The 12,309-nt window shown below is 36.3% G+C and carries 11 protein-coding genes; 2 read left to right on the top strand and 9 right to left on the bottom strand.

The features are described from left to right. Positions 1–2: 2 nt before the first annotated feature. Genes rsmH through MVE07_RS01085 form a run of 8 tightly spaced genes read right to left on the bottom strand, consistent with a single transcriptional unit; the run spans position 3 to position 7,190 of the window. Positions 3–884, bottom strand: coding sequence for a 16S rRNA (cytosine(1402)-N(4))-methyltransferase RsmH (gene rsmH / locus MVE07_RS01120; RefSeq protein WP_297452939.1), 882 nt, complete (start codon positions 882–884; stop codon positions 3–5). Between the two features lie 2 nt (positions 885–886). After that, positions 887–1,663, bottom strand: coding sequence for an MBL fold metallo-hydrolase (locus MVE07_RS01115; protein WP_297452936.1), 777 nt, complete (start codon positions 1,661–1,663; stop codon positions 887–889). 12 nt (positions 1,664–1,675) lie between these two features. Continuing rightward, a complete protein-coding gene (locus tag MVE07_RS01110) occupies positions 1,676–2,152 on the bottom strand; it encodes a hypothetical protein (protein WP_297452934.1) in 477 nt (158 codons plus the stop codon). Then, complete coding sequence (locus tag MVE07_RS01105; protein ID WP_297452932.1) at positions 2,153–3,532, bottom strand: SurA N-terminal domain-containing protein; 1,380 nt, start codon at positions 3,530–3,532, stop codon at positions 2,153–2,155. 22 nt (positions 3,533–3,554) lie between these two features. Then, the gene (locus tag MVE07_RS01100) at positions 3,555–4,226 is read right to left on the bottom strand and encodes an ABC transporter ATP-binding protein (RefSeq protein WP_297452930.1); all 672 of its coding nucleotides are present in this window, start codon (positions 4,224–4,226) and stop codon (positions 3,555–3,557) included. Continuing rightward, on the bottom strand, positions 4,223–5,455 hold the full coding sequence (locus MVE07_RS01095; RefSeq protein ID WP_297452928.1) for an efflux RND transporter periplasmic adaptor subunit: 1,233 nt from the start codon (positions 5,453–5,455) through the stop codon (positions 4,223–4,225). The genes MVE07_RS01100 and MVE07_RS01095 overlap by 4 nt, the downstream gene beginning before the upstream one ends. Then, positions 5,452–6,714, bottom strand: a complete 1,263-nt coding sequence (locus tag MVE07_RS01090) for a TolC family protein (protein WP_297452927.1) — start codon at positions 6,712–6,714, stop codon at positions 5,452–5,454. Before MVE07_RS01090 ends, MVE07_RS01095 begins: the two co-directional genes overlap by 4 nt. Before the next feature lie 2 nt (positions 6,715–6,716). After that, positions 6,717–7,190 carry a hypothetical protein gene (locus MVE07_RS01085; protein WP_297452925.1) on the bottom strand — a complete coding sequence of 158 codons (474 nt, stop codon included), beginning with the start codon at positions 7,188–7,190 and terminating at the stop codon, positions 6,717–6,719. A gap of 122 nt (positions 7,191–7,312) precedes the next feature. Between MVE07_RS01085 and ileS the strand changes: the two genes are divergently transcribed. Both ileS and MVE07_RS01075 read left to right on the top strand, forming a co-directional pair. Next, a complete protein-coding gene (gene ileS, locus MVE07_RS01080; protein WP_297452923.1) occupies positions 7,313–10,156 on the top strand; it encodes an isoleucine--tRNA ligase in 2,844 nt (947 codons plus the stop codon). Beyond that, a complete protein-coding gene (locus MVE07_RS01075; protein ID WP_297452921.1) occupies positions 10,153–10,440 on the top strand; it encodes an HU family DNA-binding protein in 288 nt (95 codons plus the stop codon). Before ileS ends, MVE07_RS01075 begins: the two co-directional genes overlap by 4 nt. Here the strand turns inward: MVE07_RS01075 and mnmG are convergent. Further along, positions 10,437–12,293, bottom strand: coding sequence for a tRNA uridine-5-carboxymethylaminomethyl(34) synthesis enzyme MnmG (mnmG, locus tag MVE07_RS01070; RefSeq protein WP_297452919.1), 1,857 nt, complete (start codon positions 12,291–12,293; stop codon positions 10,437–10,439). The two genes, MVE07_RS01075 and mnmG, sit on opposite strands and share 4 nt — an antisense overlap. Positions 12,294–12,309: the final 16 nt, after the last annotated feature.

The following is a 12,309-nucleotide window of genomic DNA, read 5'->3' as shown; positions in this document are numbered from 1 at the left end:
AATTAGACCCTTTTTGCAACCCTTAGTTTTGCACTACGTGAGGGAGGATTTTCTTTGAGTTCCTCCTCTCCCGGTGTAATAGGTTTTTTCGTCAGTATTTCTACTTTCTTTAACTTTTTGGCTTCTCTAAAAATATTTTTTACAATTCTATCCTCAAGAGAATGAAATGATATTACTGCAATTATTCCGCCTTTTTGAGTTCTGTCTATTGCTTTTGTAACTCCTTCTTTGATTTCGTTTAGCTCGTTGTTTACTTCTATCCTGATTGCCTGAAATGTTTTTGTGGCAGGATGTATTCTTTTTCTACGAAGGGGAGGAGGATATGTTTTGTATATGATATCTGCCAGTTCTTTTGTGGTTTCTATTGGTTTTTTCTTTCTGTATTCAACTATATTTTTTGCAATTTTTCTGGCAAATTTTTCCTCTCCATACTCAAAAATTATCTTTTCAAGTAAATCCTTTGGGTATTGATTAATAACCTGATAAGCTGTGAGATGCTGGGATGTATCCATTCTCATATCAAGGGGTTCTTCTCTCTGAAAAGAAAAACCTCTTTCAGTTTTTAATTGGAACATAGAGACTCCAAGGTCAAATAAAAAACCACTGACTTCAGGAATACCAAGCTGGTCAAGGACTTTGTCCAAATCTTTAAATGAACTTTTAATAAGGGTGTATCTACCTTTGAATTGGGATAATTTTTCATCTGCTTTTTTTAAGGCATACTCATCTTTGTCCAGACCGATTATATGAATATCCGGAAGAGATTTTAGGAGTAAAAAGGAATGACCCCCTCCTCCTACTGTTGCGTCAACTATATATTTTCCTTTTATATCTTTAAAAAAATTTAATATTTCTCTATGTAAAACCGGATAATGTTCAACCAATTTTATCCTTCAAAATGTTCCTGTGGAATTTGGTAAACATCTTCCATAATATCTATACCGCATTCAAGATTTTCAAGCCAGTCAAAAAACTTATTTACCATATCTTTGCCTTTCATTATTGCACCATGCTGGGGTGCTATTATCTCAATATCAAGCTGTCTTGCCATTTTTACCCATGTTTTAAGAACTTTTGATGTTGGAATATACCTTTTATGGAAGCCTTCCATATATTTAACATGTTCCTCAAAACTTGGTGCATAAATATAATCCTGTCCAAGTGATGCTCCAAGGTCTCCGGAATATAAGATTTTAGAAGTTGGATCATATATCTGAAGGTTTCCAGGTGCATGCATAAAGTGGGCAGGGAGTATATAAAGTTCTGAATTTCCAAGTTTTATTATGGTTCCTCTGTCCCCAATACCTTTTATTCTGTGAATGACAAGCCTGTCTACTCCAAAGTGTGGAATAAATCTTGTCCAGAGGTTTGGGCAAAGTGCAGTTGCTTTGGTTGTCATAAGCCATCCATTTATAGCTGCAACTATGTCAGGGTCTTGATGTGAAAGAAATATATATTTAAGGTTATCAACACCTATAAGACCTCCTATTTCTGATAAAAGATGTTTGAAAACTTTGTGTCCACCGGGGTCTAAAACAATGCCCTGACCACTATCAACTATAAAATGAACATTTGCCTGAACCATTTCACCATGACCATAGTCTTCAAGAAGAATATTCTGGTGTGAACCGTTATCAAACAACTTCCTCTCTTCTGGAACCATAACCTCACCTCGCTACTTTTTTTCCCCGCCAGTCCGCTCCCGCTGTGCCATCAGTTTTAGGATTATTTTATTATCAAGCTTATGGATACCATCAAAAATAGTCAGTTCCACGGAAGGCTTTCGTCTGCTTTTCTTAAAAATAAATGGAACTATTTCCGGATATGATTTTAATTTCTCAAAACATTCCCTTTTAGTAAAAGCCTTACACAACAATGATAATATTATACCAGTTAATATAAGGTCTATATTAATTTCAGGGTAGTTATCATACATACATAAAGATAGAGATAAAACAGAAGCAGTTTTTTCAAGGAGACCTCCCTGATATTTTCTTCCTGTCTTGTCAGGGAGTTTTTCTACTTTTTTGCGGATTTCAGAGTCAAATAAAAACTGCTCCACAAGCTTGCGATAAGCAGGCTTCCTTATCTCACGGAAGCCTAGTTCTATTTGATTCCATAAAAAATCGTAAGCATACGGAGTTTGCTGCATTTATTGAATTATCCTTTTATTGATTTTTATTATTGACTCTTCTTGCAGCTTGTCTATGAACATTCTGACAATTGTTTGATATTTGGTATTGGTTAAGATTGGTTTCATCAGTTTAAGCATATCTTCTTTTGCTTTATCTTCAGGCTGAGAAATCTTTTCAACTTTTATTACAACAATTCCCTTAGAGGTTTTAAATGGTTCTAAAATCTGGCCGGGTTTGGCTTTTGTTAAAAGAGAAATCTTATTTAATGGAATTCCGTATTCCATTGCTATGCTCTGGGCAGGCTGGTTTTTGATTTCTTTAATTTCTGCTTGATATTTTTTTGTTAGTGTTTTCAGGTCTTTGATATTCTTTATCTCTTTAGAAACAGCTTTATATAGTTCTTCTGTTTTTTTTGCAAGCTTTTTATTTTTTATGCTTGTGATGACTTTTTCCTTAACTTTTTCAAGTGGAATTGGTTTTGAAACTTCTTTTTCAAGTTTGATTAGATAGTAAGCCTTGTCGGTTGATACAAGTAGTATTGGTTTTTGCTTAGAAAGTTTGTCAAGCTCTTCTTTTACTTTTTCAGGAAGGTTCACATTTTTGTTATAAATTTCTCCTGAAAAGATTTTTTGAATTCCTTCTTCCTGGAATGGTTGCTGGTTATTTTTCAGACTTAGAAATAATTTTTGGGCTTTTTTATCTGCATCTTTGATAGTTTTGTCAATTTTATAAACTGATATTAATTTTCCTTTTTTACCGGCAAATTCTTTCAGGTTTTGTTTGTAGTATTCTTCTATTTCCTGTTGGGTAGGGTTTGCTATTTTGGGTGTTATTATGGCTACTTTTCCTGAAATTCTGGATAGTTGTTTTTTTACAAATGTGTTTAGTTCGTCCTCTGATATATAAAAACCAACTCTATGAATAGCAAGAAGATGTCTAATAGAAAGTTCTTTTTTCAGGATTTGTTCGAACATTTGGGGAGAAAGATTTATATTTGACAAAAATGCAAAATATTTTTCTTTTGAGAATTTTCCTTTTTCCTGAAAAGCTGGGATATCAAGTAGATACTGCTTTACCTCTTCGTCTGTTGCTTCAATACCTTCTTTCTGGGCTTCCTGATAGAGAAGTTCCTGGTCAATGGCATTTTTCAGAGCTTCTATTCTAAGGGCTTTTTTATCCGGCTCTATTCCTTGTGCTTCAGCCTGTCTTGTAAGAAAATTAAGGTAATAGTAATACTCAGCAACGGAAATGGTTTTCCCGTTAATTTCAGCAACTCCCTGAATATTTCCTGACAATTTATAAACTATCAGTGCAACGAAGGCAGTTCCTACAAATGCAAATGTTGTTATGAAAAGAACTATTTTCATAAATTTTGATTTTCCTATGTTTGTAAACATTCATCTCCCCTTTAAAAATTTTTCAGCTAATTATTTTACCATCAGAAATTCTGACTATTCTCCGGGCATAAGAGGCAACATTAGGGTCGTGGGTTATCAGGACTATCGTTTTTCCTGAATTGTTTAACTCAACAAAAATTTTCATTATTTCCTTGGCGGTTTTGCTGTCCAGTGCCCCTGTTGGTTCATCCGCAAGTATCAGCTCTGGATTGTTTATCAATGCTCTACCGATGGCCACCCTTTGTTGTTGTCCTCCTGATAGCTGGTTTGGTTTGTGGTTTTTTTTGTCTTTTAGTCCTATTTTTTCCAGTATTTTTTCAGCTTCCTTTTCTTTTTCTTTGAAGTTGTATTTTGAGTATATAACCGGAACCAGTATGTTTTCATAGGCGGTCAGGTATGGTATGAGAAAAAACTGCTGGAATACAAATCCAATGTATCTGTTTCTAATCTCAGATAGATGGTCATCGTCAAGGGTTGATACATCTTTTCCCATCAGATAGTATTTGCCAGAGGTTGGGGTGTCAAGGCATCCCATTATGTTCATAAGGGTTGTTTTTCCTGAACCTGATGCACCCATTATAGCAACAAATTCACCTTCGTATATTGTTAGATTTATATCCTTCAAGGCATGGGTTTTTATGCCTGCTGTCTCGTATATTTTGTTTACGTTTTCCAGTCTAATTACTTCTTTCATTTGAAGACCTTTGTTTTAACAGGTGCTGAGAATTTGACAGCTATTTCTTCGCCTTCTTTTAATCCTTCTATTACTTCTGTATAGTTTTCTCCTATCCAACCTGTTTTTACGTATCTTTTTACAGGTTTTCCATTTTGTATTACATAGACATACTGCCTGCCTTTTTCGTATCTTATAGCTGAGTTAGGGATAATTAAGGCGTTGTCTTTTTCTCCGGCTATTATTTTTGTATAAACTGTCATTTCAGGTCTTAGATAAATTGCATACTCTTTTTTTACAGGAACTATTGCAAGGTAATAAACGATATTCTGTTTTACAATTGGCTCAGGATAAATCTGTGTTATCTTCCCATGGAAAAATTTATCTGGGTAAGCATCAACATAATAAATGACTTTCTGACCAGGTTGAACCTTTCCTATATCTGTTTCATCTACAAAAATCTGTATTTCCAGTTTATCTGGTTTGAGTATCGTAACCAGTTCCCCTGCCTGCAAACCTGCAACAAGGGTTTCTCCTTCACGGGCTACAACTTTTGAGACTATTCCATCTATTGGAGAATATATTTCTGTATAGGATAATCTGATTTTTGCCTTTTCCAGCTGCTTTTGAGTAACTTTTATATTTTCCTGTGCTATTTCCTTCTCGTTTTTATATTCAAGTTTGAGCTTTTCCAGTGTGGCTTTTGCCAGCTCAAGCTGGGCTTTTTTTGCTTTTAGTTCTTTCTGGGCTTTTTCATAGCTTTCCTGTGTGGTAAATCCCTGTTTTAAAAGCTGTTTTTCCCTTAAGAAGTTCCATTTTGCATAATCATATTCAGCCTGAGCGACAGATAGCTTTTTCTCTGCCTCTTTTATTCTGGCAGGATATACCTGAAGTATTTTTTGAAGATTTTTCTTAGCCTCTTCAAGCTGATAAGTTAGCCTTTCAACATCTTTTTTATATTCCCGCTGGTCTATGATGGCAATTAACTGGCCTTTTTTTACATAATCTCCTACATCAACAAACATCTTTTGAATTTCACCTGTTGCACGGGTGCCTATTTTCAGGTATGCGTTGACTCTGGTTTTTACAATTGCTGTGGCATTAATTATGTTCTGTATTTTGCCTCTTTTTACCTTTGCTGTTTCATAGACTTTTATCTGCTGTTGTTGTTCTTTTTGCTTATTGTAATAATAAACACCTGCAATAACAGGAATAAGAACTATCAGGGCAATAATTAGGAATTTTTTCATTGGGATTGTTCCTCCTTGGACAAGTCAACAACCCCTATCTCCCGCTCCAGTGTTGCTTTTGTCCGTGCAATATCAAGTAGTGAGTTTACGAATTTTTCGTGGGCACTGGCCAGAGAACTTTCAGCTGTAAGCAGGGATATAATATCTCCTTTTCCTGCCTTGTATTCACCGATTGCCTGTTTGTAGTTATGGTCGGCTTCTTCAAGAAGCGTTCTGGCTACATCAATATTTCTGTATGCAGACTTTAAGTCCATATAATACTGATATAGCTTCAGGGTTATTATTCTTTTTAGTTCCCTGAGTTTTTCCTTTGCAGCAAGCTCATTTTCCTTTGCTGAAAGATAAGCATGGTATCTTTTTAATCCTTCAAATATAGTCCAGCTAAGACCAAAGTTAAAAACGTTGTAGTAATCTGTTCCTGATGAGGATGAGTGGTCTTTGTTCAATGAATAGGATACTGAAACTGTAGGTGTAAAGCTGAGGATTTCTTCTTTTGTGGAATATTTTGCCCTTTTGATATCATGATAGTATTGCTTAAAGACAGGTCTTTTCTTAAAGGCAAGTTTTTTGATAAACTCAAAATCGGGAACATCATAAATTTCAAATCTTTTTAGTATTGAGTAATCAAGTTTGAGTTTTGTATCCAGAGGGTAGCCGATTAAGCTGTTAAGGCTGGCAAGGGCTTTTTTGTATTCAAATTCTGCACTGATTAGGGAGTATCTAATATCTTCAAGTCTTACTTTTGCCTGAAGATAATCTGCCTTTGTTACAAGTCCCAGTTCCAGTTTTTTCTGTGCAAGTTCAAGGTCTTTTTGTGCCGCCTTTAGCTGAATCTGGCGAATTTTGTATATCTGATTTTTTGCAACGGCTTCGTAATACGCTTTTTTAACGTCGTAGATAATGTCCAGCAGGTCTTCGCTGTAGCTTTTTTGCTTTGATAGTAAAGATTCTTTGCTTTTTAAAAGTTCTAATATATTTGTTCCTGAGTTATAAAGTGTCCAAGAAAATTTTATAGAACGGTTTCTGCTGAAACTATCCCCTCCTGAACCATCTCTAAATTTTGTATAACTGAAATTAAGATTTACCGTAGGGAAAAAATTTCCCCAGCTGTATTTGTAATCAAATTCTGAAGCTTTTAGATAGTGATACTGTTCCTTTAAATAGGGATGATTATTGAGTGCCAGTTTTATTGCATCATCAAGGGTCAGACCAAAAACTGTTGAATACAAAAATAAAAACAGAAGATACAGGTATCTCATGGTTACATAATATCCTGTCCTGATAAGTCAAGTAGTTTTTTAAATTGCTCTTTTGTCATTGCACTCTGGAGTGTTCTAATTTCTTTGATATTATAAACGGTAAGCTCGGCTTTTAGTTTTGCTATATCAATAACCAGTTTTTTTATTTTTTCAGGACTTCCGCCATTTAGAATCATATTTTCAAGCTGCTGTTCCTCTTTTTGAATTTTTTTTGCTATATCTACCATTTTTTTGTAATACTTTTTATAAAACTGGTTTATGATTTTAAGCTGCTCATCTGTAAGCCCCAGCTCATCTCTATAGTCACGGATTACAGGTAGGAAATTAAATCTTTTTATAAGAAAATATTTGTCCATCCAGCTGTCATCATTTATTTCATCAATTATTAAAGAGTTTTCTGTGGATTCTGCCTGTGGCTGAGAGTAAGCCACCGAAAAAAATAAAATTGCAGGAAGTATAAAAAGCAGTTTTTTCAATTTTTCACCTCTTTTTCAAAGGATTTAATTATTAAATTATACTTCATTAATTTGGCTTATTCGTAATTCCCTTAACATGATAAAATAATTATTCTTGAATACTTTTGCTGGAGGTTTAAGTCTTGGACTGGAAGAACACCCTTAACTTACCAAAAACTTCATTTCCTATGAAAGGAAATTTACCAAATAGAGAACCTGAATTTATTAAAAAATGGGATGAGATTAATTTATATAAAAAGCTTAGGGAAGAAAGAAAAGGTAGAGATAAATATATTCTCCATGATGGACCACCTTATGCTAATGGTAATATCCATCTCGGGCATGCACTTAACAAGGTTTTAAAAGATATTCTTGTTAAATATCAATCAATGCTTGGTAAAGATGCTCCTTTTGTTCCAGGATGGGACTGCCATGGTCTTCCTATTGAACAGCAGGTTGAAAAACAGCTGAAAAAAGAGAAAAAAAGGAAGGAAGACCTTTCAAAAGCAGAATTTAGAAGGTTATGCAGGGAATACGCAGCAAAATATGTTGAGATACAGAAAGAAGAGTTCAAAAGACTTGGGATAATCGGAAACTGGGAAAAGCCATATCTTACAATGAGACCTTCCTATCAGGCTCAGGAAATTAGAGAGCTTGGAAAGATATTCAAAAGGGGAATAGCATATAGAGGGAAAAAGCCTGTTTACTGGTGTATATATGACAAAACAGCTGAGGCTGAGGCTGAGGTTGAATATGCAGATAAAAAGGACCCTTCTGTTTATGTTGCCTTTGAGCTTGTGGAACCTCCGTTTGATATTCAGAAAAAAACTTACGCTGTAATATGGACAACAACTCCATGGACACTTCCTGCTAACCTTGGGGTTATGGTTAATCCTGAATTTGATTATGTTTTCCTTGATGCAGGAGAAAAGGTTTTCATAGTGGCAAAGGAGCTACTGGAAAGCTTTAAGGAAAAAACAGGAATAGAAGGAAATGTTATAAAAGAGGTAAAAGGTAGAGAACTTGAGTTTTTAGAGTATAAACATCCATTTATAGATAGGGTTTCTAAGATATACCTTTCTGAGTTTGTCGAGCTTGGGACAGGAACAGGCCTTGTTCACATGGCTCCTGGGCATGGTCAGGAAGACTATGTGATAGGACAGAGATACGGAGTTGAGCCTTTTGCTCCTGTTGATGATGAAGGAAGATTTACAAAGGAAGCCCCTGAGTTTATTCAGGGATTAAGGGTTTTTGATGCCAATGAGCCTATCATAGAAAAGCTCAAAGAGGTTGGAGCACTACTCCATCATGAAACAATAAAACACTCATATCCACACTGCTGGAGATGTAAAAATCCTGTTATTTTCAGAGCTACACCCCAGTGGTTTATCGCTATGGATGCCGTTTTAGAGAATGGAAACACTCTTAGAGGAGAGGCTATTAAAGAGATAGAAAGGGTTAAATGGATACCTCACTGGGGAGAAAACAGAATTAAATCAATGGTAGAAAACAGACCAGACTGGTGTATCTCAAGACAGAGAAGCTGGGGAGTGCCAATAGCTGTTTTCTACTGTGAAAATTGTGATTATATAGTGGAAGAAGAAGAAGTTTTTGAGCATGTGGCAAAGCTTGTTGAAAACTACGAATACGGTGCTGATATATGGTTTGAAAAAGATGCAAAGGAGCTGCTCCCAGAAGGTTATAAATGTCCAAAATGTGGAGGCACAGAGTTTAGAAAGGAAGAAGACATCCTTGATGTGTGGTTTGACTCAGGGGTATCCCATGCATCTGTTCTGAAAACAGGTTTCTGGGAAGAGCTTAGATGGCCTGCTGATATGTATCTTGAAGGTTCAGACCAGCATAGAGGCTGGTTCCAGTCTTCGCTCCTTGAAGGTGTGGCATCTTACGACAGAGCCCCTTATGACAGTGTCCTAACCCATGGATTTATCCTTGATGAAAAAGGCCGCAAGATGTCAAAATCCCTTGGAAACGTAATTGCCCCTGAAAAAGTTATAAAAATGTACGGGGCTGATATTATAAGGCTGTGGGTTGTTTCTGAGGATTATACAGAAGATATAAAAATCGGAATGAACCTTCTTAAGGCTATAGCAGACGACTACAGAAAAATCAGAAATACATTCAGATACTTCCTTGGAAACCTTTATGATTTTAATCCTGAAACGGATACGGTCAAATACGAAGACATGCTTGAGATAGACAGATGGATGCTGTCTAAACTCCAGAGATTAATTGATATAGCCCATAGCTCTTACCAAAACCACAGATTTCACAGAATATACCATGAGATAAAGAAATTTATGATTGTAGACCTGTCAGCTATATATCTGGATATTCTAAAGGACAGGCTATATGTATATGCACCGGATACCATTGAGAGAAAATCTGCACAGACAACACTTTATATAATGCTTACATCACTTGCTAAACTGCTTGCGCCAATCCTTTCATTTACTATGGAAGAAGTCTGGAACCATGTTAGAGAGTTTGATAAAACAGCAAAAGAAAGTATTCATCTTGAGGAAATGCCTCTTGTCAACGAAAGCTTAATAAATCAGGAGCTTGAAAATATCTATACAGACCTGTTAAAAATCAGGGATGATGTGCTGAAAGCCCTTGAAGAAGCCCGTAAGCAAGATATTATCAGACATCCTTATGAGGCCAAGGTAATTCTCAAACTTCCTGAACATTACAAAAAACTAATTGAAGAAAGAATAGACTGGATTAAATTTTTCTTTACTGTGTCTCAAGTTGAGTTATCAGAAAAACCGGAAGGTAATGTTGTAATTGAAGGGGAAAGTGTTAAAGATGCTGTTGTAGCTGTTAAACAGGCTGAAGGAGAAAAATGTCCAAGATGCTGGATTTATGACGTTTCCGTAGGAAAAAATGGACAACCTGTGTGTGATAGATGTCTCCAGCAGCTGCAAATAATGAAAATTGATATTAATCAGATAGAGGAGGATAAATGAAAAAGTCAGACCTGATAGAGATTATTGCAGAGGAATTTCCACATCTTGACAGAAAGGATGTATTCCAGATTGTAAATGGGATTTTTGAGGCTATGATTGAAGGCCTTCAAAATGGAGAAAAAATAGAAATCAGAGGTCTTGGAACATTTAAAGTTAAAGAAAGGCCTGAAAAAATGGCAAGAAACCCAAGAACAGGTGAAAGGATTCTTGTCCCTGCCAGAAGAACAGTTCATTTTAAAACAGGAAAACTGCTAAAAAGCAGACTCAATGGAAAAGGGGCTTAATGCCCCTTTTTTATTTTTTCAAGATGTATCATAATTGCTGTTATCGCAGCAGGAGTTATTCCCTCAAGTCTTGCAGCATGGCCAAGGGTCATTGGTTTTGCTTTAGATAGTTTTTGAATAATTTCTTTTCTTAGCCCTGGAATTTCCTCATAGTTTATATCTTCTGGAATTTTTATATTTTCCAGATGTCTCATCTTTTCATTCATTCTTTTTTCCCTTTCAAAGTAGCCTGAGTATTTAACGTTTATGTCTATCTCTTCCTTTATGTAATCCCTCTCTGGAGTTGGAATTCCATACTCTTTTAGCTTATCAACGTCCATTTCCGGTCTTTTTAAAAGTTCAAAGGCCGTTACTGTTTTATCTCCGATTTTTGTTTTTTCTTCCTTGTATCTATCAAGCCACTGTTTTATTTCCTCTTCTGTTTCTTTTACATATCTATATTGCTCCTCTGTTAGCATTCCAAGGTTATAAGCTTTTTCATAAAGCCTGAGAATAGGGTTATCCTGTCTAAGATGAAGTCTGTATTCTGAACGGGATGTAAACAGTCTGTAAGGTTCTATAACCCCTTTTGTTGTAAGGTCATCTATCATAACACCGATATAAGCTTCATCTCTTCTTATGTAAAATGGTTCTTTTCCTAAAGCCCTTAAAGCTGCGTTTATTCCGGCAACAAGTCCCTGTCCTGCAGCTTCTTCGTATCCAGTGGTTCCGTTGAAGTTTCCTGCATGGTAGAGGCCTTGTATTCTTTTTGTTTCAAGGGTTGGATAAAGTTCTGTTGGAGGGACAATGTCGTATTCAATGGCATAAGCAGGTTTTAGAAGAACTACATTTTCAAGTCCCGGGATTGAACAATACATCTCCCATTGAATTTCCTCTGGCAAAGATGTCGAAAGTCCATTTGGATAAATGCTTATGCCGTCTCTTGTTTCAGGCTCAAGCCATACTGTATGTCTTTCTTTGTTGGCGAACTTCACAATTTTGTCTTCTATGGAAGGGCAGTATCTTGGTCCAATCCCTGTTATTGCACCACCGTAAAGGGCTGTTCTGTGGAGATTTTCCCTTATTATTCTGTGGGTTTCTGGGGTTGTATGTGTTATGTAGCAGGGAACCTGGTCTTTTTGACCTTCTCTGAACCAGTATGAGCCATAAGGCTCTGTCCAGAATGAAAACTTTGGTGGCGGCTCATCTCCTGGAGCTTCCTCAAGCCCTGAAAAATCAATTGTCCTTTTATCAAGCCTTGCTGGAGTTCCTGTTTTAAACCTTTGGAGTGGAAATCCTGCCCTTCTGTAAAACTCAGGCAGTTTTGTTGCAGGTTTTTCTCCCATTCTACCAGCAGGTATCTGTTTATCTCCAATATGAATAACACCGTCTAAGAATGTTCCTGTTGTTACAACAACGGATTTTGTTCTTATCCTGAATTTTCCATCTACCTCAACCCCTTCCACCTCATTTGAATGGGGTTTTAGGAATATATCTGTTGCTTCACCTTCTATAACAGTTAGATTTTCAGTGTTCTGGGTTTTATTTACCATATACTTTCTGTATTCTTCTTTATCTGCCTGTGCCCTTGGTGAACGGACTGCAGGACCTTTTCTTGTGTTTAGGGTTTTATACTGAAGGCCTGTTGCATCTATGGCCTTTCCCATCTCACCGCCGAAGGCATCTATCTCACGGACAACGATACCTTTTGCTATTCCACCTATTGCCGGATTACAAGGCATAAGGCCTATTTTTTCTTTGTCCAGTGTTATAAGGGCTGTTTTCACCCCTAATTTTGCAGCTGCCAAAGCAGCTTCTATACCTGCATGTCCTCCACCTATAACAACAACATCAAATTCTGTGTCGTAAACCATTCATTTCCCTCAGATT

Source organism: Persephonella sp. (assembly GCF_027023985.1).
Lineage (GTDB): Bacteria > Aquificota > Aquificia > Aquificales > Hydrogenothermaceae > Persephonella_A.
The sequence above is the reverse complement of the archived record's forward strand: the minus strand, read 5'-3'. Positions and strand labels throughout refer to the sequence as shown.